17 protein-coding genes are annotated in these 20,150 nt (G+C 61.0%); 6 read left to right on the top strand and 11 right to left on the bottom strand.

Annotated elements, in window-relative coordinates; all coding sequences use genetic code 11:
- Positions 1 to 113: 113 nt before the first annotated feature.
- Genes ACSFE6_RS26515 through ACSFE6_RS26500 form a run of 4 tightly spaced genes read right to left on the bottom strand, consistent with a single transcriptional unit; the run spans position 114 to position 2,736 of the window.
- Positions 114 to 1,430: a sensor histidine kinase gene (locus ACSFE6_RS26515; protein ID WP_435430366.1), complete on the bottom strand. Its 1,317-nt coding sequence runs from the start codon at positions 1,428 to 1,430 to the stop codon at positions 114 to 116.
- A complete protein-coding gene (locus ACSFE6_RS26510) occupies positions 1,427 to 2,095 on the bottom strand; it encodes a response regulator transcription factor (RefSeq protein ID WP_435430365.1) in 669 nt (222 codons plus the stop codon). Before ACSFE6_RS26510 ends, ACSFE6_RS26515 begins: the two co-directional genes overlap by 4 nt.
- A 3-nt stretch (positions 2,096 to 2,098) precedes the next feature.
- Positions 2,099 to 2,425: a PepSY domain-containing protein gene (locus ACSFE6_RS26505; RefSeq protein WP_435430364.1), complete on the bottom strand. Its 327-nt coding sequence runs from the start codon at positions 2,423 to 2,425 to the stop codon at positions 2,099 to 2,101.
- Positions 2,425 to 2,736, bottom strand: a complete 312-nt coding sequence (locus ACSFE6_RS26500; RefSeq protein WP_435430363.1) for a PepSY domain-containing protein — start codon at positions 2,734 to 2,736, stop codon at positions 2,425 to 2,427. The genes ACSFE6_RS26505 and ACSFE6_RS26500 overlap by 1 nt, the downstream gene beginning before the upstream one ends.
- Positions 2,737 to 3,011: 275 nt before the next feature.
- Between ACSFE6_RS26500 and ACSFE6_RS26495 the strand changes: the two genes are divergently transcribed.
- The 4 genes from ACSFE6_RS26495 to codA all read left to right on the top strand — a co-directional run bounded on the left by ACSFE6_RS26495 (position 3,012) and on the right by codA (position 6,951).
- Positions 3,012 to 4,091: a patatin-like phospholipase family protein gene (locus ACSFE6_RS26495; RefSeq protein ID WP_435430362.1), complete on the top strand. Its 1,080-nt coding sequence runs from the start codon at positions 3,012 to 3,014 to the stop codon at positions 4,089 to 4,091.
- Positions 4,092 to 4,177: 86 nt separating this feature from the next.
- Positions 4,178 to 4,534 carry a 6-carboxytetrahydropterin synthase QueD gene (gene queD, locus ACSFE6_RS26490; protein ID WP_007991413.1) on the top strand — a complete coding sequence of 119 codons (357 nt, stop codon included), beginning with the start codon at positions 4,178 to 4,180 and terminating at the stop codon, positions 4,532 to 4,534.
- Positions 4,535 to 4,687: 153 nt separating this feature from the next.
- Complete coding sequence (locus ACSFE6_RS26485) at positions 4,688 to 5,518, top strand: alpha/beta fold hydrolase (protein ID WP_435430361.1); 831 nt, start codon at positions 4,688 to 4,690, stop codon at positions 5,516 to 5,518.
- A 188-nt stretch (positions 5,519 to 5,706) separates the two neighbouring features.
- Positions 5,707 to 6,951: a cytosine deaminase gene (codA, locus tag ACSFE6_RS26480; RefSeq protein ID WP_435430360.1), complete on the top strand. Its 1,245-nt coding sequence runs from the start codon at positions 5,707 to 5,709 to the stop codon at positions 6,949 to 6,951.
- 113 nt (positions 6,952 to 7,064) lie between these two features.
- Here codA and ACSFE6_RS26475 read toward each other — a convergent pair whose 3' ends face one another.
- Positions 7,065 to 8,057, bottom strand: a complete 993-nt coding sequence (locus ACSFE6_RS26475; RefSeq protein WP_435430359.1) for a diaminopimelate epimerase — start codon at positions 8,055 to 8,057, stop codon at positions 7,065 to 7,067.
- 145 nt (positions 8,058 to 8,202) lie between these two features.
- Here ACSFE6_RS26475 and ACSFE6_RS26470 point away from each other — a divergent pair, with 145 nt between their 5' ends.
- A complete protein-coding gene (locus ACSFE6_RS26470) occupies positions 8,203 to 9,354 on the top strand; it encodes an MFS transporter (RefSeq protein ID WP_435430358.1) in 1,152 nt (383 codons plus the stop codon).
- A gap of 97 nt (positions 9,355 to 9,451) precedes the next feature.
- Here ACSFE6_RS26470 and ACSFE6_RS26465 read toward each other — a convergent pair whose 3' ends face one another.
- The 4 genes from ACSFE6_RS26465 to ACSFE6_RS26450 all read right to left on the bottom strand — a co-directional run bounded on the left by ACSFE6_RS26465 (position 9,452) and on the right by ACSFE6_RS26450 (position 15,081).
- Positions 9,452 to 11,878 (bottom strand): TonB-dependent siderophore receptor, encoded by a 2,427-nt coding sequence (locus tag ACSFE6_RS26465; protein ID WP_435430357.1) that lies wholly within the window; start codon positions 11,876 to 11,878, stop codon positions 9,452 to 9,454.
- A 98-nt stretch (positions 11,879 to 11,976) separates the two neighbouring features.
- Entirely contained in the window at positions 11,977 to 12,960 is a 984-nt protein-coding gene (locus ACSFE6_RS26460; RefSeq protein WP_435430356.1) for a FecR family protein, read from the bottom strand.
- Between the two features lie 40 nt (positions 12,961 to 13,000).
- A complete protein-coding gene (locus ACSFE6_RS26455; protein ID WP_435430355.1) occupies positions 13,001 to 13,501 on the bottom strand; it encodes a sigma-70 family RNA polymerase sigma factor in 501 nt (166 codons plus the stop codon).
- A 185-nt stretch (positions 13,502 to 13,686) separates the two neighbouring features.
- Complete coding sequence (locus ACSFE6_RS26450; protein ID WP_435430354.1) at positions 13,687 to 15,081, bottom strand: MFS transporter; 1,395 nt, start codon at positions 15,079 to 15,081, stop codon at positions 13,687 to 13,689.
- 537 nt (positions 15,082 to 15,618) lie between these two features.
- Here ACSFE6_RS26450 and tynA point away from each other — a divergent pair.
- Positions 15,619 to 17,907 carry a primary-amine oxidase gene (gene tynA, locus ACSFE6_RS26445; RefSeq protein WP_435430353.1) on the top strand — a complete coding sequence of 763 codons (2,289 nt, stop codon included), beginning with the start codon at positions 15,619 to 15,621 and terminating at the stop codon, positions 17,905 to 17,907.
- A 125-nt stretch (positions 17,908 to 18,032) separates the two neighbouring features.
- On the opposite strand, the gene feaR is transcribed toward tynA, so the two are convergent.
- Both feaR and paaX read right to left on the bottom strand, forming a co-directional pair.
- Positions 18,033 to 18,947: a transcriptional regulator FeaR gene (gene feaR / locus ACSFE6_RS26440; RefSeq protein ID WP_435430352.1), complete on the bottom strand. Its 915-nt coding sequence runs from the start codon at positions 18,945 to 18,947 to the stop codon at positions 18,033 to 18,035.
- A gap of 102 nt (positions 18,948 to 19,049) precedes the next feature.
- Complete coding sequence (gene paaX / locus ACSFE6_RS26435) at positions 19,050 to 19,973, bottom strand: phenylacetic acid degradation operon negative regulatory protein PaaX (RefSeq protein WP_435430351.1); 924 nt, start codon at positions 19,971 to 19,973, stop codon at positions 19,050 to 19,052.
- Positions 19,974 to 20,150 lie beyond the last annotated feature (177 nt).

Here is a 20,150-nt window from a genome sequence, read left to right as displayed (position 1 = left end):
CCCCCCCCCCCCCCCCCCCCCCCCCCCCCCCCCCCCCCCCCCCCCCCCCCCCCCCCCCCCCCCCCCCCCCCCCCCCCCCCCCCCCCCTCCCCCACAGGTTTTCCGGTTTTGGTTCAGGTGCGTTTCGGTAGATCGATCAGCACTTTCAGCCCGCCCCACTCGCTCTCCTGCAAGCTCAGCGCCCCGCCCCAGGTGTCGACGATGTCACGCACGATGCCCAACCCCAAACCATGGCCATCGGTCTGTTCATCCAGCCGCGTGCCGCGACTGAAAACCTGGTCGCGCTGGTTTTCGGGAATGCCCGGCCCGTCGTCTTCCACGCTCAGTTCAAAGCCTTGTGCCGTCTCGACCACGCTCAGTCGGACCTCGGCATCCGCCCATTTGCAGGCGTTGTCCAACAGGTTACCGAGCAACTCCAGCAGGTCTTCACGATCCCACGGCAATTGCAGGCCGGCTGGCGCCCGATAGCTCAGGTCCAGGTGCTCGCCGTGGATCATGCTCAAGGTCGCCAGCAGCCCTGGCAGTTCGGCATCGCAGTCGAACAGCGCGCCGGGTAGCGCGTCGCCGGACAACCGGGCGCGGTTGAGCTCGCGGTTAAGCCGCTGCTGGACCTGCTCCAGTTGCGCCTTGAGGGTCTGGCGCAATTGCGGGTGCGCGTCGAGCTGCTCGCTTGAGGCCAGGCTCAACAACACCGCCAGCGGGGTTTTCAAAGCATGTCCGAGATTGCCCAGGGCATTGCGTGAACGCTTGAGGCTGTCCTCGGTGTGAGCCAGCAAATGGTTGATTTGCGCCACCAGCGGCTCCAGCTCCACCGGCACTTGATCGTCGAGTTGCGAACGCTGGCCCAGCTGCAGCTGAGCGATCTGTTCGCGGGCCTTTTCCAGGGGCCGCAAGGCGCGACGCACGGTTACCCGTTGCAGCAACAGAATCAGCAGCAACCCCGTCAGCCCCAGCCCCAGGCCGACCTGCCGCATGCGCTGAAAGCTCTCGCGCACTGGCGTGTAATCCTGTGCCACGCTGATGGAAATCGATTGGCCCAGCCGGCGATAGTCCGAACGCAGCACCAATAATTGCTGGCCTTCTGGCCCCAATTGCAGGTTGCTGTGCAGACCGGGATGGTCAAGGCGTGGCAATTCCTGATCCCACAACGAGCGGGAGCGCCAATGACTGTCGGCAAAATCGATACGGAAGTAGTGCCCGGAAAACGGCCGTTGATAAGCCGGTGACAGATGCCGTTCATCCAGTTGCAAGCCCTGCGGGCCACGCACCAGCGCCACCAGCAGGTTCTCGCTGTCGTTGCGCAGCCCCGCTTCGAGGTAGCGCTGCAAGCCCATCTCGAACAGCCACAGGCTGGTCTGCGCCAGCACCAGGCCGACGATCACCATCACGCTGATCAGGCCCAGGCTCAAGCGGCGCTGGATCGACCTCACTGCGCTTGCCCGCCGAACAGGTAACCCTGGCCGCGACGGGTTTCGATCACGCTGCGCCCGAGCTTGCGCCGCAAGTGATTGACATGGACTTCCAGCACGTTGGAGTCGCGCTCGGTTTCACCGTCGTAGAGGTGTTCGGCAAGGTGGCTTTTGGAAAGAATCTGTTGCGGATGCAGCATGAAATAGCGCAGCAAGCGAAATTCTGCGGCGGTCAGCTGAATGTCCGCGCCATCGCGGGTCACGCATTGGCGCCCCTCATCCAGGTGCAAGCCCGCAGACTTGAGGGTGGGTTGATTGACCTGGCCATGGGAGCGACGCAGCAGCGCCTGAACCCGCAAGTGCAACTCTTCAGGATGAAACGGCTTGGTCAGGTAATCGTCGGCACCGGCCTTGAGCCCTTCGATGCGTTCGGCCCAGGAGCCGCGGGCGGTGAGGATCAGCACCGGCGTGGCCAGTCCGCCCGCTCGCCACTGCGCCAGCACTTCAAGCCCCGGTAATCCCGGCAGGCCAAGATCGAGGATGATCAGGTCATAGGGTTCGCTGCTGCCCTGGTACACCGCGTCGCGCCCGTCGGCCAGCCAATCCACGGCGTACCCCTGGCGATTGAGGCCGGTTTTCAGTTCGTCGGCCAGGGGTACGTGATCTTCCACCAGGAGCAAACGCATCGGTCAATCTTCCTTGTCTTTGAGTAAACGGCCGGTGGTGGCATCGAGGTCGAGCTCGCGCACGACACCTTCGGTGGTCAGCAGCTCGACTTCATACATATAGACGCCGTGTTTCTCTTCAAGCTCGGCTTCCAGCAGTTTGGCCCCCGGATAACGATCCAGCGCGTTGTGCAACACTTGCTCCAGCGGCAGGATCACGCCTTGCTGGCGCAGGCGCAGGGCTTCGTCCTGGTCGAGGTCGCGGGCCAGGGCCACCGAGCAGAACGCAACAAGCACCAGGGCCACCCGGCCCACGATGCGCGTGGATGAATGAAGCAAAAACGGTTTCATTAAGTGTCCTGATGATCCTTGCGCAACAGCCCGTCGGCCGCGTCCAGCTCAAGCTCCCACTCCACGCCTTGCGGGTCGGTCAGCTCGATGCGGTACAGGTAAACGCCATACCTTTTTTTCAACTCGATTTCGATGATCCTTGACCCCGGATGCCTGGCCATGGCCACAGCCTCGACCTGTTCAATCGGCACAATGGTACCAGCGTCGATGAGTTTGCGGACTTCATCGGAGCGCAGGTCCCGGGTGTGACCGAGATTGGAGGTCAAACCGAAAAGGGTGAGCGCAATGAACAGGGCAGCCAGGATTTTCATAAGGTGAGTCCGGATTTCGGGTGTTTTTCCATGGCCGCCACCTTAGCGATCCGAACTTAATTGAAACTGAATGGCCATCATTGGCCACCCCCTCCCTGTGGGAGCTGACTTGTGGCGAGGGGATTTATCCCCGTTGGGCTGCGCAGCGGCCCCTGCATTTGTCCGGATCGACGACTGCTTCGCAGCCGAACGGGGATAAATCCCCTCGCCACAGGCTCGCTCCCACAGGGGGTGTGGTGTTTATAATCCCCCGCTCGCCCGACACTGAGACCGGTATGACCGCCATCCACATCAAATTCCCTTCCCTGACCCTCAAGGCCGGCCCGCGGGCCTTTACGCGCATTCGTGAGCAGGGCCTGCGCGCCGCCGATGTCGGTACGCTGCCCGGCGCTGCCGGTGGGCCCAAGGCGTTGGGAATCCAGGGGCTGGACCTGGCCTTGTTCGGCGAGTGGCTGCCGTCGGCGCCACGGGAGCGCTCGCTGATTGGTGCATCGGTCGGTTCCTGGCGCTTCGCCAGCGCCTGCCTGCCGGACGCCGCCGAGGGCATCCAGCGCTTGGGCAAGCTATACACCGAGCAGAACTTCGCCAAAGGCGTGACCATGGCGCAGATCAGCCAGAGTTCGCGGCGCATGCTCGATGACTTGCTCGACGGCCGCGATGCCGCGCTGCTGGACAACGCCCATTACCGCCTGAATATCATGGTGGTCAAAAGCCACGGCTTGCTCGCACACGACCATCGCGGTCGCCTGGGCTTGGGACTTTCGTCGGTGATCGCCGACAACCTACGCGGTCGCGCGCGACTGTCGCGGCACTTCGAGCGGTTGATCATCCACGACCCGCGCCTGGCACCGCCGGTCGATGCGCTGAATGACTTCCCGTCGCGCTTTGTGCCGCTGAGCGCGGGCAATCTGCGCCAGGCCCTGCTCGCCTCGGGATCGATCCCGATGGTGATGGAAGGCGTGCGCGACCTGCCGGGAGCCGGTGCCGGGACATTCCGCGACGGCGGCCTGCTGGACTATCACCTCGACCTGCCCTACAGCGGCAACGACATCGTGCTGTACCCACACTTCACCGACCGGGTGATCCCCGGCTGGTTCGACAAAACCCTGCCATGGCGCCGCGCGTGCCCGGCGCGTTTGCAAAATGTGCTGTTGCTGGCGCCGTCGAAGGATTACCTGGCACGCCTGCCCTACGGCAAGCTGCCGGACCGCAACGACTTCAAGCACTTCATGGGCGATGCACCGAGCCGGCAGAAATACTGGCGCGCGACGATGGATGAAAGCCGTCGGCTGGGCGATGAGTTTCTCGAGCTGGCCGCCAACGGTCGCCTCGGCGAACGCTTGCTGACCCTTTAGTCAGGACAAGCTGTTAAACTCGTCGCCTGTCAAAATTGCCCCAGCGTCGCCCCGGCGATCGCCACCTGAACAGAGCTGAAACCACTGTGGAAATCTTCAAAGAATTTACCTTCGAGTCCGCCCATCGCCTGCCCCACGTCCCGGAAGGCCACAAGTGCGGGCGTCTGCACGGCCACTCGTTCAAAGTGGCGATTCACCTGAGTGGCGACCTCGATCCGCACACTGGCTGGATCCGCGATTTCTCGGAGATCAAGGCGATCTTCAAGCCGCTGTATGAGCGTCTGGACCACAACTACCTGAACGATATTCCCGGTCTGGAAAACCCGACCAGCGAAGTGCTGGCCAAATTCATCTGGAACGAAATGAAGCCGTTGCTGCCGGAACTCAGCGCGATTCGTATCCACGAAACCTGCACCAGCGGTTGCATCTACCGCGGGGAATGACACCCCCCTGTAGGAGCGAGCTCGCTCGCGATGGACGCCAGAGCACCGCGGGCTACCTGATACGCCGCATTATCGTTGACGTCCATCGCGAGCAAGCTCGCTCCTACAAAAGGGCTATGCTTTTTGGCTTTCACCCGCCAAGAGGACATGCCCATGACTGACTGGCCATTGGCTCAGACCTATCGCTTCAACGGTAACGAAGTTCGCTACGCGGTACGGGGCGACGGTCCGCCGCTGGTGTTCGTGCATGGCACGCCCTTTTCATCCTATGTCTGGCACCGAATAGCGCCGCATTTCATCACCACGCACCGGGTGCATTACTTCGATCTGCTGGGTTATGGGCAATCCGCGCAACCGGATAGCGATGTTTCGCTCGGGGTCCAGAATCAGTTGATGGCGCAGCTTCTGGATCACTGGGGGCTGGATCAACCCGACGTGGTGGCCCACGACTTTGGTGGCGCCACGGCCCTGCGAGCCCACCTGCTCAACGGCAGGCACTACCGCAGCCTGACGCTGATCGACCCGGTGGCGCTGACACCCTGGGGTTCACCCTTCGTGCAACATGTGCGTCAGCATGAGGCAGCCTTCAGCGGGCTGCCCGACTACATCCAGCGCGCAATCGTCCCCACCTACATTCGCGGAGCGATCCATCGGGACATCCCGGACGAAGAACTCGCCCCTTACGTGCAACCGTGGCTGGGCGATCCGGGGCAAGCGGCGTTTTATCGGCAGATCGCGCAGATGGACGAACGCTACACCCGCGAGGTCGAAGGACTGTACCCAACGATTCGCTGCCCGGTGCAGATTCTCTGGGGCGAAGCTGACCAGTGGATTCCCATCGAACGCGGGCGCCAATTGCAGCGCATGATCCCCGGCGCGCAACTGCACGCCATTCCCCATGCCGGGCACCTGGTCCAGGAAGATGCGCCCGAGGCCGTCGTCGCCGCGTTGCTGCGGTTTCTTCCCCTCCACACATCCCCCTGACATACCCAATTCCCCTGTGGGAGCGAGCCTGCTCGCGAATGCGGTCTGATATTCAGCATTAATAGTGACTGACACAGCCCCTTCGCGAGCAGGCTCGCTCCCACATTTGAACGGCCTACTGGCGGGGATTGCCACCACCGAGCTAACGTAGGGATATCGACCAACAGCTATCTAAAAGGACCCTCCCGATGCACATCATCAACGCCCGGTTGCGCAACCAGGAAGGCCTGCATGAGTTGCACCTGGAAAACGGCCTGATCAGCAGCATCGCCCGGCAGACCGAAGCCCCGACGCTGGGGCCTGATGACCTGGACGCCGGCGGCAACCTAGTGGTGCCACCCTTTGTGGAACCGCACATCCACCTCGACGCCACCCTGACCGCCGGCGAGCCGCGCTGGAACATGAGCGGCACTTTGTTCGAAGGCATCGAATGCTGGAGCGAGCGCAAGGTCACCATTACCCTGGAAGACACCAAAAACAGGGCGAAAAAAACCATCCAGAACCTCGCCGCCCACGGCATCCAGCACGTGCGCACCCATGTCGATGTCACCGACCCGCAGCTGACCGCCCTGAAGGCGATGCTTGAAGTGCGCGAGGAAAGCCGTCACCTGATCGACCTGCAAATCGTCGCGTTCCCCCAGGAAGGCATCGAGTCGTACCGCAATGGTCGTGACCTGATGGAAGAAGCGATCCACATGGGCGCCGATGTGGTGGGGGGCATTCCGCATTTCGAATACACCCGCGATCAGGGGGTCAGCTCGGTGAAGTTCCTGATGGACCTGGCCGAGCGCACCGGTTGCCTGGTGGATGTGCATTGCGATGAAACCGACGACCCGCATTCACGCTTTCTCGAAGTGCTGGCCGAAGAAGCCCGCAGCCGTGACATGGGCTCGCGGGTCACCGCCAGCCACACCACGGCCATGGGCTCCTACGACAACGCCTACTGCGCCAAACTGTTTCGCCTGCTCGGCCATTCGGGTATCAGTTTTGTCTCCTGCCCCACCGAAAGCATTCACCTGCAAGGGCGTTTCGATAACTTCCCGAAACGTCGGGGCGTGACCCGGGTCAACGAGTTGCTCGAAGCCGGGATGAACGTGTGTTTCGGCCAGGACTCGGTCGTCGACCCTTGGTATCCGCTGGGCAACGGCAACATCCTGCGGGTCCTCGAAGCGGGCCTGCATATCTGTCACATGCTGGGTTACCGCAACCTGCAGAGCGCACTGGACCTGGTCACCGACAACAGCGCCAAGGCCCTGGCCCTGGGTGATCGCTATGGACTGGAACCGGGCCGGCCGGCGAATCTGCTGGTCCTGTCGGCGGAGAGCGACTATGAGGTGATCCGCAGCCAGGGCTTGCCGTTATATTCGGTTCGCGCCGGCAAAGTGCTGATGAAGCGGACGATGCCGGTGGTGGAGTTCAGTGGACTGACCTGAAATTCGTATTGACCGGACGGCCCCTTTCGCGAGCAGGCTCGCTCCCACATTGGTGATGTGCCGTGCACAGATCCCTTGTGGGAGCGAGCCTGCTCGCGAAGGCTATTTCGAAATCACCCCACCAATCGCGCCGTACCAAACAGACTGACCCGACTCAACGCCCCCTGCTCTTCCTCCAGCAAAATCGGCGCCGTCCCGCCCGGCATCACCACCTTCACCTCCCCCGCACTCACCCAACCCACCCGCCACGCCGCACACGCCACCGCCGTGGCGCTGGTGCCTGAAGAGGCGGTAGGCCCTTCGCCACGCTCGAACACCCGCGCCACCAACCGCTGCCCGGACTCATGCATCGCCCATTGCAGATTGATCCCCGCCGGACAGGGCCGTCCGGCACCCGTAGGCATGGCATAGGCAATACGGGTCAAACCTTCGCCCAGCGCCGGTTCGCGCATCTGCTCGTTGCTGGGTAAATCCTCGAGGCTGTCCACCAGAGTCACACAGTGGGGATTGCCGACCCGCGCGAACTGACTGCGCGACCATGCCGCGTTGAGTGACGCCAGCGGCTGTACATGGCTGACTTCGCGGCCATTGAACGCCACGCTTTCAACACCGTGAGCGCTCACCGCCTGCGGACCGAAGCCTGGCGCACCCAGATCCAGCCAGAACCCGTTCACGCCGTCGACCTGCGCCGCTTTCACCGAAGTTTCCCCCGGTGACCGCACATCGGCCTTGTCGTGATGAACCCTGAGCACACAGGCCTCGTCCCTGGGCAAAAGTCCCTGATCGCTGAGCGCCTGGGAGAAAATCGTCAGGCCGTTGCCGCTGCGTTCGGCCAAAGTGCCGTCGGTGTTGACGATCAACAGATCATAGGGAGGCGATGACTGGAACGGGCCGACCAGCAAACCATCGCTGCGATGGTCTTTGCTGCCTGGCGGCTGCGTGCCGGGGGCCCAGGCACAGCAAGCCTCGATGGCCGCCAATGCCCATGACTCGAGGGTTTGCGCGGCATCGCTGGCCTGATCTGGCAAGGCGATACCGTCATGGCGCAAGTCTTCTGGCGCCACAACAATGTAGATATTGCCCCGTGCATCGTACATTCGCGCCATGGCGCCCTCCCCGTTCTAATGATTGGTCTGCCTCAACATATCGCGAAACATAGTCGGGCTGTGCAAGGATGTGCGGACGCTGATCGAAACCTCACCGGTCGATCACTGTCCCTAAGGGACGCGACGTTTTTTGCCAAGGATCGATATGACCAACCTCAACACCCAGACCTCGTTCGTTCCGGGGCGCCTGGAGCAGATGTCCACGCGCATCGCCTTTTTCATCGCCGGGTTCGGCATTGCCGCGTGGGCGCCGCTGGTGCCCTACGCCAAGGCCCGGGCTGGTCTGGACGAAGGCACGCTCGGTTTATTGCTACTGTGCCTGGGGGTGGGCTCGATCCTGGCGATGCCCCTGGCCGGAATCCTCGCTACGCGATTCGGTTGCCGCAAAGTGGCGACCGGTGGCACCTTGCTGATCTGTGTCGCCCTGCCGCTGCTGGCAACGGTGTCGTCGATCCCGGCGCTGATCTCAGCGTTGTTCCTGTTCGGTGCCGGGTTGGGCACCGTGGATTCGACGGTGAACCTGCAAGCGGTGATCGTCGAGCGGGCCAGCGGCAAAAACATGATGTCGGGCTTCCACGGCATGTTCAGCCTGGGCGGCATCGCTGGCGCAGCGGGGGTCAGCGGACTGCTCGGCCTCGGCCTGTCGCCACTGGGTGCGATGCTGGTGGTCATCGCCCTGCTGCTGGTGGCACTGGCGAAGGCTGCACCTCATCTGTTGCCCTACGCCAGCGAAAGCTCAGGGCCTGCGTTCGCCGTGCCCCATGGCATCGTGCTGTTCATTGGCGGGATGTGCTTCATCGTGTTCCTCGCCGAAGGGGCGGCGCTGGACTGGAGCGCAGTGTTCCTGGCGCAGGAGCGCGGCATCGACACGGCCTATGCCGGACTGGGTTATGCGGCGTTCGCGCTGACCATGACAGTGGGTCGCTTGACCGGGGATTCGATCGTACGGCGTCTTGGCGCGACACGGGTGATTGTCTTCGGTGGGACGACGGCTGCTTTCGGCCTCTTTCTGGCGACCTTCGCCCCGAGCTGGGAAGCGGCATTGGTGGGCTATGCCCTGCTGGGCGCCGGTTGCTCGAACATCGTGCCGGTGCTTTATACGGCGGTGGGCAAGCAGACGGTCATGCCGGAAAGCATCGCGGTGCCGGCCATCACCACTCTGGGATATGCGGGAATCCTCGCAGGTCCGGCGGTGATCGGGTTTATCGCCCATGGCAGCAGTTTGAGTTTTGCCTTTGGGTTGATGGCGGTGCTGCTGATCGCTGTGGCTATCGGCGGGAAGGTGTTGAAAGTCTAAAAGCTTCGCGAGCAGGCTCGCTCCCACAAGGGTTTTGTGAACGACACATAGCCAATGTGGGAGCGAGCCTGCTCGCGAATGAGGACACCTCGGTCTATCAGAACCCGACGCTGGCCTGCACGAAGAACGTGCGCGGTGCACCGACGTACATGCCCGAGTTGTTGTCGCTGGAGCGGGTGAAGTACTGCTTGTCGAAGATGTTTTTCACCCCGGCGCCGACTTTCAGGTTCGACACCTGTGGACCAAAGTCGTAGCCACCGCGCACGTTCCAGGTGACGTAACCCGGAATGTCGCCGAACTGGCCATCGGCGGTGCCTTCGGTGATGTAGTTGTTGCTGAAGCTGCCGTCGGCGTTCACGGCGACACCCGGCGAGCGCTGCTTGGACTGGGCAAAGGCATCGACGTTGTAAGTCCAGCGGTCGATGTCGTAACGCAGGCCGGCCGTGGCCACCTGACGCGAGTAGAACGGCAGGTCGCGGCCCTTGAAGGCCGGTATCTCGCCTTCATATACGGCACGGGTGTAGGTGTAGCCGGCATTGGCGGTCAGGCCTTCGAGACGTGGGTCCAGTGCCGCCATGTCGTAATGCACCGACGTTTCGATACCCCGGTGAGTGGTCGCGCCGAGGTTGGTCCAGCCCGCGTCGTTGCTGATGTACTGCAACTCTTTATCGAAGTCGATGTAGAACAGCGTCACTTCACCGCCCCACACACCATCGTTGTAACGCGTGCCGATCTCGTAGGTCTTGGCCTTTTCCGGCTCCAGGCCGTTGGCCGTTTCGTTACCCACGCCACCCTGGCCGAGCTGGAAATATTGCAGGGCGCCGAACGAGGTTTCGAAGTTGGCGAACAGCTTCCAGGCTTCGGACATGTGATACATCACGCTCAGCGCCGGCAGCGGCTCGTTGCTCTCGATGCTGCGGCGTTTTTCCGGCACGGGCTTGCCGGCGGTGTCGAGTACCGGGCGGTCGTGCCATTCAGTCTGGATATGTTCGAAACGCACGCCCGGCGTGATCGTCCAGTTGCCGACATCGATTTTGTTATCGATATAGGCCGCGTGGGCTTCAGTACCACCGGTGCGGTCCTGGTACACATGGCCGTCCGACGTCTTGGTCACCACCGGTTCGTTGGCGCTGTTCAGGCCCAGACGGCTGGCTTGTTCGTGCATGCCTTCTTTCAGGTAGCGATAACCGACACTGACTTCCTGGGTGGTCGGGCCGACGTCAAACACATGGGACACCCGTGGTTCGATACCGTAGGTGTAGTAAGTACGCGGGAAGGAGCCGAGGGTCTTCTGGTCGCGGGCGGCGATATTGCTGCCACGGAAGCTGTCGGTGTAGTAGGTCAGCACTTCGGCCTGGGTGCGGTCATCGAGCTGGCGAATCCACTTGAACGACACGTCCTTGCGGCGGCCGCTGAAGTTGTCGTTGTTGCGGTCGGACTGGAACGGGTCTTCGTCGTACTGTGCCTGGGTCAGGCCGCCGGGCATGTCAGCGCTGGCGTCGTAGTAGTGAAAATTCAGGCTGAAATCGTCGACGTCGGTAGGCGCCCAGTGAGTCTTGAGGATCACGTCGTCGATGTCGTTGCCGTTGTTGCGCTCGCGATAACCGTTGCCGTTGACGCCGGAATACAACAGCGCCACGCCGATGCCGTTGTCGGCGGTGCCGCCCATGAACGCCGTATCGATGTGTTTCCATCCACCGTGCTGGGACGTTTCCAGGGTGGTGCCAATTTCCGCGGAGGCTTTTTCCGGGATCGCACGGGTCACGAAGTTGATCACACCGCCCACGTTCTGTGGACCGTAACGCACGGAACCGGCGCCGCGCACCACATCGATGCTGTCGAGGTTGCCGGAGGAAATCGGTGCCATGGATAGCTGAGGCTGGCCATAAGGGGCGAATGCTGCCGGTATGCCGTCGATCAGCACGGTGGAGCGTGGTGACAGGCGCGAGGTCAGGCCGCGCACGCCGACATTGAGGGAGATGTCGCTTCCGCCGGTACCGTTGGCGTCCTGCACTTGCACGCCAGGCACACGCTTCAATACCTCGCCGACGTTCATCGCGCCTTGCTCGACCATGGCTTCGCGGCGGATCACGGTCCGTGCACCAGGGTGGTTCTGCACCAGTTCGGCATCGGCATTGTCGAGCCAGTCACCGACCACCTTGATGTCGGTCGCGCCCAGCTCCAGCGGACCGCCGGACGCCTGGGTCGGCGCCGGCATCAGGGTCACCGAACCTTCATCGATCGAATATTGCAGGCCACTGCCCTGCAACAACTGACGCAACGCCTCTTCCGGCGAGAGATTGCCGTCCACCGCTGGCGCTTGCTTGCCGGCCACCAGGTCAGGGCTGAAAAAAACCTGCAACGAGGTTTGCTGACCCAGCTGAGTCAAAGCCTGGCCCAAGGGTTGCGCCTGGATATGGATGGCGTCGGCGGCGAATGCCTGGGGCATCGCCACATTGACCGCCAGCGCGAGCGCCAGCGGCAACCAAGGGAAGGTTTGGTATTGAGCGGTGGATTTTTTCACGTCGAACGTATTCCTGTGGATCGCAAGAGTGTGCGTTTGTTAATGCAAACCAGTTGCAGTTGAACAGGAAGACGATGAAGTCGAAAAAAACCTGAATTTTATTTTGAAATTATTTCCTGGCTGCCGTCATCGAGGGTGCGCACGGCCACCGGAAGGATGTTCGGCAAGGCTTTGAGCAAGGCATCGGTGTTGTCGGATTTGAACACGCTGGTCAGGCGCAGATTGCCCACCGCCGCGCTACCAACCTTGAGTGGCTTCTCCCGATAACGGGAAACCTGCTCGGCGACATCGGCCAGGCTGGCGTTGTTGAACACCAGCTTGCCACTGCGCCAGGCGGTCATTTCAGCCGGACTGACCGCGTAGGCCGCCGCGACCTTGCCCTGGGCATCGACATGGGTCCCCAACCCGGCGGTGAGGCTGACAAAATCATCGTCGGCCGCCGAACGCCCCTGGACCTTGACCGTGCCCTGCTCCACCACCACCCGGGTATCTGCACTGCCCCGACGCACATCGAAGCGGGTGCCGGTGACCGTAACCTTGCCGGTTCCGGCGTCAACGACAAACGGCCGGCTGGTGTCGTGCTGGACGTTGAACATCGCCTCGCCTTCAGTCAGTTCGATGGTGCGACGATGTTTTTCGAAGCGCACCTGTAGCCGGCTGCGGCTATCCAGCTCGACCGTCGAACCGTCCGGCAAGGCGACCTGGCGACGCTCGCCCAGCTCAGTGGAAAACTCCGCCGTATAAGGCGAGGGTTGATTCAAGGTGCTGAACAGTCCCAACCCGAGCGCCACGGCCAGCACACTGGCGGCCACTGCGTAACGCAAGATCGGGCGACGCTTGCTGCGAACCGGCGCTTCTTCACACAGCGCCCGCAGACGCGCCGCCGGCACCCGGTCGGCAGCTTTCCACAGCCCCTGGAGCACGTCGAATTCGTTTCGGTGTTGAGGATGTTCGTTCAACCAACTGTCAAACTGACGCTGCACATCGACATCGACGCAGGGCTCCTGCAAACGCACAAACCACCGCGCCGCTTCATCGCGAACCGTTGTTTGCCCGCACGCGCAATCACGAGTATCCATCATGGAAGTTCCTGTTTGGCTGGGGAGGAGAAAGCGCGGCCGTTCATGGGTACAGTCCTTCCAGGCGGTTGCGCAGATGCCGCAGCGTGCGGATCATATACTTTTCCACCATGTTCTTGGACAGTCCCAGGCGTTCGGCGATTTCGGCCTGGGTCAGGCCTTCGATTTTCTGCCAGACAAACACCTTGCGGCAGTTGAGCGGCAGCTCGGTGAGCGCCCGTTCGATGGAATCGGCCAACTGGATCGCGTGCATGTAATGCTCCGGGTCGCCGGACGGCGACACACTTTCATCGATCGCCTCTGACTCCATGGCGCCCCGCCGATCCTCACGCCGGTAACCATCCACCGCGATATTGCGCGCGGTCTGGTGCAGATATGCCCGCGGTTGCTCCACCACTGCCGAATCGGATTCAAGCACGCGCACAAAGGTGTCGTGGGCCAGATCCTCGGCCTGCGAGCGATTTCTCAGGCGACGGGTCCAGGTGCCTACCAACTCTTCGTAATGCTCGAAAAAGCCGTGTCTGCGGGGCAGCTTGGGGGTCATTGCGGCATGCTGTGTAAACGGGGCGTGAATAGTAATGCTTCTTATTAAATTGAAGCAATCGTTTGCCGCCCTGCGGTGAAACCTGCCCTCATCAAAAAGCAGAACACCAGACAAACAAAAGGCCGCTGATTGCTCAGCGGCCTCGTTCAAAGCGATGGGTTACGCGGTCACACCGCAGCAGTCACTCACAAATCGGTGATTTCCTTGTGTCGAGGTACCAGCATCTTCATCACACTCCACGCCACCAGATAGGCCACCGCGCAGATGGCAAACATGATCATGTAGCCCGTACGGATTTCGCCGACTGTTTTGTAGTAGTCAAACACCCAGCCACCGAGCTTGGTCAGCAGCACGCCGCCCAATCCGCCCGCCATGCCGCCGATGCCGACCACCGAAGCGACGGTCTTTTGCGGAAACATGTCCGAGACGGTGGTGAAGATGTTGCATGACCAAGCCTGATGCGCCGATGCGCCTATACCAATCAGCAGGACCGGGACCCATACGCTGATGTGTCCGAATGGCTGCGCCAGGAGCACGAGAAGCGGGAACAAGGCAATGACCAGCATGGCTTTCATGCGACCGTCATACGGTGCGTCGCCGCGTGCCATGAAATAGCTGGGGAACCAGCCGCCGCCGATACTGCCGACCATGGTCATGCTGTACAACACGGCCAATGGCACTACGATGGCTGCGCCTTTGAGGCCGTACTGCTCGGAAAGGTAGGTCGGAAGCCAGAACAGAAAGAACCACCACACACCATCGGTCATGAACTTGCCGAAGGCGAAGGCCCAGGTCTGGCGGTATTTCAGCAATTTGAACCACGATACTTTCTTGCCATCGCTCGTCGGCACGGCGGAGGCTACGTCCAGATCGCTACGGATGTGCGCCAGTTCGCCTGCCGACAGGCGTTTCTGGTTTTCCGGCTTTTCGTACACGGCCAGCCAAACGCCCATCCAGATGAAACCCAGCATGCCGATCACGATGAACGCCATTTGCCAGCCCCAAAGGGCAGCGATCAACGGCACGGAAATCGGCGCCAGGATCGCGCCGACGTTGGCGCCGGAGTTGAAGATACCCGTGGCAAAGGAGCGTTCCTTCTTCGGGAAATACTCAGCGGTAACCTTGATTGCGGTCGGGAAGTTGGCCGACTCACCCACCGCCAACACGGCACGCGCCAGCATGAAGCCGGCGATCGAGACCGGGATGACCGCAATGCCGAGCGCGCCGGATATGGCTGCGATGCCCTCGCCCATGGGCTCGGCAAAAGCGTGCATGACCGCGCCGGTCGACCAGATACAGATCGCCGCCACGAAAGCTGCCTTGGTGCCGATCTTGTCGACCACACGGCCTGCGAACAGCATCGAAATCGCGTAGGTGAACTGGAAAACGGCGGCGATGTTGGCGTAATCGGTATTGCTCCAGCCAAATTGCACCGACAATTGCGGCGCTAACAGACTGAGTACCTGGCGATCCAGGTAATTGACAGTGGTTGCAAAGAACAGCAACGCACAAATGGTCCATCGAAATTTGCCGACAGCTTGGCCGACGCGTTGCGCGGTAATGGGCTCGTTCAGATTCATGGCATCACTTTATTGTAGGTTTGTGGTGATGATCTCTCGCTTGAAACGAGATCAATGGGGCCGCGGGGTCTTGATGCTTGAAGGCGGGAATCGGAGGGGCGAGAGAATGATGGTCAGCTTCATAGGGGTCGACGCTCTTTTTTATTTTTAGGATTACGGATCATACGTCACGCGTCATACGTCATCGTATGACTTGTTAGATTTATAGCGATCGACCTAGGTGGCTGTCAATAAAAACCCTTTAGAACTGAATGGCCTGACTATCCAAAAAAATCGGAATAATGTCGCATACATAGGGCAAATAAGCGCTTTCGAGAGCGTCCTTCAGTCCTTGACTCGGCTTTTGGCCGCTTTAGAGGTGCACGATGTTTATTTTTTGTTGTACGACAACCTAAACATTACAATCCGAATCCGCTCTACTACGCTGAATCAGGCACGGATCCAATGGATTCTGGCAGGAAACCCAATGCAGCCATTCACCGCCTGTAGCAAAGTACTGGCATGCCTGATATCGGTTTTTCCGAAGGAACCCCCGACATGTTCACCGCCCTTGCATCGCGAAACAGAAAACCATTGGCCCGGCTCGCGCTGGCGATCAGCCTGACCACGCTCGGTTTGCCTTATTGGGCAGGCGATGCCTTGGCCCACGGCGGTCAGGCCGAGATGGTGCCGCTGCAAGCGGGCCTCGAGGAGTTTGGCGCCACGGTCAAATGGGACGACTACGCCGACCTCTTCACCATTGCCAAGGACGGGGTTTACCTCAAGGTCAAGCCGAACAGCAAAGTGGCGATGCTCAACGGCAAACGCATCGAGTTGACCGTGCCGGTGGTGTTCAAGGACAAGACCGCATTCATGTCCAAGGACTTCATCAACCAGGTGTTCCAGTCAGGCCTGGACACCACCTTTGTCGTGGAAACCCGCCCTAACCCGCTCAACCCCTTGAGCGCCGCGGAAATCACCACGGCGGTGGACATCGTCAAAAAATCCGAGCACTACAAGCCCGACTTCCGTTTCACCGAAATCTCGGTCAAGGCGCCGCCGAAGGATCAGGTGTGGAATTTCGTCTACACCGGGCAAAACGTCACCCAGCCGCGTGAGGCCTCCATCGTGGTGCTGGACGGCAAGCACGTAATCGAAGCGCTGGTGGATCTGGACAGCAAGGAATTGAAATCCTGGAAACCGATTGAAGGTGCCCACGGCATGGTCCTGCTGGACGACTTCGCCACCGTGCAAACCGCCGTCGAAACCAGCCCGGAATACGCGCAAGCCCTGGCCAAGCGCGGCATCAACGATGTGAAGAAAGTGGTGGCCACGCCATTGACTGTCGGTTACTTCGACGGCAAGGACGGCTTGGCGCAGGACAAGCGCCTGCTGAAAATCGTCAGCTACCTCAATGTCGATGACGGCAACTATTGGGCGCACCCGATCGAAGGTTTGGTGGCGATTGTCGATCTTGAACAGAAGAAGTTGATCAAGATCGAAGACGAGGCGCTGGTTCCGGTGCCGATGAAGCCGACGCCCTATGACGGACGCGGACGCAAGGGCGTGTCGGTCAAGCCGCTGGAAATCACCGAGCCCGAGGGCAAGAACTACACCATCACCGGCAACAGCATTCACTGGCAGAACTGGGATTTCCACATTCGCCTCGATTCGCGGGTCGGGCCGATCCTGTCCACCGTCACCTACGACGACAAGGGTAAGAAGCGCAAGATCATGTACGAGGGTTCGCTGGGCGGCATGATCGTGCCTTACGGCGATCCGGATGTCGGCTGGTACTTCAAGGCCTACCTGGATTCCGGCGACTACGGCATGGGCACCCTGACCTCGCCGATTGCCCGTGGCAAAGACGCCCCGGAAAACGCCGTGCTGCTGGACGCGACTATCGCCGACTACACCGGGGCACCGACCTCGATTCCTCGCGCCATGGCCGTGTTCGAACGCTATGCCGGCCCGGAATACAAGCATCAGGAAATGGGCCAGCCCAACCTAAGCACCGAACGCCGTGAACTGGTGGTGCGCTGGATCAGCACCGTCGGCAACTACGACTACATCTTCGACTGGGTCTTCCAGCAGAATGGCACCATCGGCATCGACGCCGGCGCCACCGGCATCGAAGCGGTCAAGGGCGTGAAATCCAAGACCATGCACGAAGACACCGCCAAGGAAGACACACGCTACGGCACCCTGCTCGACCACAACATCGTCGGCACCACGCACCAGCACATCTATAACTTCCGCCTGGACATGGACGTGGATGGCGAAAGCAACTCGCTGGTGGAAGTGAACCCGGTAGTGCTACCCAACGACCGTGGCGGTCCGCGCACCAGCACCATGCAGACCGAAACCAAGGTGGTCAGCACTGAACAACAGGCCGCACAGAAATTCGACCCGTCGACCGTGCGTTTGCTGACCAACTTCAGCAAGGAAAACAAGGTCGGCAACCCGGTGTCTTACCAGTTGATTCCGTATGCCGGCGGCACGCACCCGGTGGCCAAGGGCGCCAACTTCGGCAAGGACGAATGGCTGTATCACCGCCTGAGCTTCATGGACAAGCAACTGTGGGTGACCCAGTACAACCCGGAAGAGAAGTACCCGGAAGGCAAGTACCCGAACCGCTCGGACAAAGACTCGGGCCTGGGCCAGTTCACCCAGGACAACCACTCCATCGAAAACACCGACGATGTGGTCTGGCTCACCACCGGTACCACCCACATCGCCCGGGCCGAAGAGTGGCCGATCATGCCGACCGAATGGGTGCATGTGCTGTTGAAACCGTGGAACTTCTTCGATGAAACGCCGACGCTGAATCTCAATTCACCGAAATAAGGCCCACCCAAAACCCTGTAGGAGCGAGCTTGCTCGCGAAAAACGTCAGGACAACGCGAGCATTCAGACAACCCGCGTCATCGTTGACGTCCATCGCGAGCAAGCTCGCTCCTACAGACAAAATCTCAAGCGTGCTGCTTGCGGTACTCCCCCGGCGCAATGCCGAAGCGCGATTTGAACGCGGTGGAGAAGTGGCTCGAATCGGAAAACCCCCACGAATAACCCAACACCGACAACTTCTGTTCCTTGCCCGATTGGCGCAGGGATTCGGCGCACAGATCCAGGCGACGGTTCTTGATGTAGCGCGCCACCACCAGGCCTTTCTTGGCAAACATCCGGTACAGGCCACGGGTCGACATGCCGACTTCACGCGCCAGCCATTCCGGGCACAGTTCTTCGGAGCGGATGTGCTGGTCGATAAAACTCAGGGTCTTGCGAAAGGTGCGTTCGTGCAGATCGGTGCAATCGTCAGTCTGGCTGATCGCCGGACGCAGCAGGCTGACAATCGCCTCCAGCGTGGCTTCACTTTCCTGGCGGCTCAACTCAGGCTGGCCCGTGGCGTCGAGGATCAGACGGTGCGAGAGCATGGCGATGGGCGATGTCGCGGCGATCCGATGGCCGCACCTGACCTGGTTGAAGCGCAGGGTCTGCTCCACCAATTGAGATGGCAGGATCAACGACAACTGTCGCGAGTTTTCGCTGTAGGTGAAGTCGCTGGGCCGCGAGGCATCGATCAGCGTGATGTCACCGGCAGACAGCAATACCTTGTCGTCGCCCTGGGCCATGCCCGCGGTGCCGTCGAGCTGGAACACCGCGAAGTACTTGCCCCCCTCGGCCGCCGCGACCTGTTGCGGCGTGCGGTACAACCGCGCCTGACAGGCATCGACGAAGCTGAGCTTGAGCGCATCGCTGCGGTATTCCCGGATCTGCCCGGTAAATCCGGCACCCAGGGGTTGAGCGTTGAAAGCGCCACAGATCTGGTTGATCTGATGGATCCATTGATCGAACCCATCCTGGCGCTGTGCGTTTATGGAAATCATGGCAGGCCTCTCACGCAGGCTTATTTTTATTGTCTACGTCAATTCCTTAGCTCGTCTGAATAGCCATTCTCCTGAACAGCGACGCGACCAAACGGCAACGGGTTACTTCAACCCGCCGAACCGTCGATAAAAACTCTCGCCCACGTCCGGCAAAGGGCCGTCGGCGGTTTCCAGAGCACTGTTCAGCCATTCTTCGGCCTTGGCGTAAATCAGGCGATAAATGTTGCGGCACAACTGCCGGGCGGCGCGCCCTTCCCAATCGCCGGGCAACAATTCGTCCGGCAGTTGTGGATCGCGCAGCAGCAGTTTGCGGTATTCGTGAATCAGCAAGATCCGCGCCAGGAAGCAATCGGCGGGCTGCAGGTTTTCCTGTTCGCGAAGCGCTTGCCAGAGCGGTCGGAACAGTTGAATGAATTCGCTGTAGTGGGTCGCCAGTTCCTCGATGTTCCAGCTCTCGCGCACTTGCAGGCGCAGGGCCTTGGAGGCCAGTACGTCCTGGGCGGTGGTTTCGAAAACAATGGTGTCTTCCTGGGCACCGAGGTCGATCAAGGTCGCGTTGACGTCGGTGCGGTCGCTACGTGGGCAGGCCAGCACCACTGGCGAAATCGCACCAAAACCTTGCCATTCCAGTTCTTCGCGCACTTGTTTGCGCTTGTCCTGGGTCAATTGCGACAGCATCACCAGGCACCAGGAACCATCCCAGGCCGGCATGCTGGTGCTATAGACCCGCTTGAATGCCTTGTCGAAACGCCGGCGACCGGTACCGGTCAGGCTGTAATAACTGCGACGGCCGACTTTCTCGGCGGTCAGCCAACCTTCTTTGGTCAGGCGGAAAATCGACGTGCGGATCAGCCGCTCGTTGATGCCGATCGGTTCGAGCAATTGAATCAGGCTGCCCAGCCAGACGGTCCCGCCATGGGGCTCGATGGCATCACCGTATAACGTGATGATCAGGGAACTGGCGCGGATCGGCGTCTGCTCCTGGAAGCGTGTGATCAGATGGTTCAAGGGTGTCAGGGACGACATGGGCGTACCGGGCTGAAAAAAGAAAAGGAATATACCGAAAACCTGCCTGCTATTTGCAAATCCCCTTGTGGGGGGGGGGGGGGGGGGGGGGGGGGGGGGGGGGGGGAAGGGGAGGGGGGGGGGGGGGGGGGAGGGGGGGGAAGGGAGGGGGGGGGGGGGGGGGGGGGGGGCGGGGGG

Origin of the sequence: Pseudomonas baetica, from assembly GCF_051216495.1 — a bacterium.
GTDB classification, from domain to species: domain Bacteria; phylum Pseudomonadota; class Gammaproteobacteria; order Pseudomonadales; family Pseudomonadaceae; genus Aquipseudomonas; species Aquipseudomonas baetica_B.
The sequence above is the reverse complement of the archived record's forward strand: the minus strand, read 5'-3'. Positions and strand labels throughout refer to the sequence as shown.

Coding starts and splice junctions, on each gene's coding strand:
- ACSFE6_RS26510 (WP_435430365.1), bottom strand. CDS start 2,095: ATGCGTTTGCTCCTGGTGGAAGATCACGTACCCCTGGCCGACGAACTG.
- paaX (WP_435430351.1), bottom strand. CDS start 19,973: ATGTCGTCCCTGACACCCTTGAACCATCTGATCACACGCTTCCAGGAG.
- ACSFE6_RS26485 (WP_435430361.1), top strand. CDS start 4,688: ATGACTGACTGGCCATTGGCTCAGACCTATCGCTTCAACGGTAACGAA.
- ACSFE6_RS26450 (WP_435430354.1), bottom strand. CDS start 15,081: ATGAATCTGAACGAGCCCATTACCGCGCAACGCGTCGGCCAAGCTGTC.
- tynA (WP_435430353.1), top strand. CDS start 15,619: ATGTTCACCGCCCTTGCATCGCGAAACAGAAAACCATTGGCCCGGCTC.
- ACSFE6_RS26505 (WP_435430364.1), bottom strand. CDS start 2,425: ATGAAACCGTTTTTGCTTCATTCATCCACGCGCATCGTGGGCCGGGTG.
- ACSFE6_RS26455 (WP_435430355.1), bottom strand. CDS start 13,501: ATGACCCCCAAGCTGCCCCGCAGACACGGCTTTTTCGAGCATTACGAA.
- ACSFE6_RS26475 (WP_435430359.1), bottom strand. CDS start 8,057: ATGGCGCGAATGTACGATGCACGGGGCAATATCTACATTGTTGTGGCG.
- feaR (WP_435430352.1), bottom strand. CDS start 18,947: ATGATTTCCATAAACGCACAGCGCCAGGATGGGTTCGATCAATGGATC.
- ACSFE6_RS26460 (WP_435430356.1), bottom strand. CDS start 12,960: ATGATGGATACTCGTGATTGCGCGTGCGGGCAAACAACGGTTCGCGAT.
- ACSFE6_RS26470 (WP_435430358.1), top strand. CDS start 8,203: ATGACCAACCTCAACACCCAGACCTCGTTCGTTCCGGGGCGCCTGGAG.
- ACSFE6_RS26500 (WP_435430363.1), bottom strand. CDS start 2,736: ATGAAAATCCTGGCTGCCCTGTTCATTGCGCTCACCCTTTTCGGTTTG.
- ACSFE6_RS26495 (WP_435430362.1), top strand. CDS start 3,012: ATGACCGCCATCCACATCAAATTCCCTTCCCTGACCCTCAAGGCCGGC.
- codA (WP_435430360.1), top strand. CDS start 5,707: ATGCACATCATCAACGCCCGGTTGCGCAACCAGGAAGGCCTGCATGAG.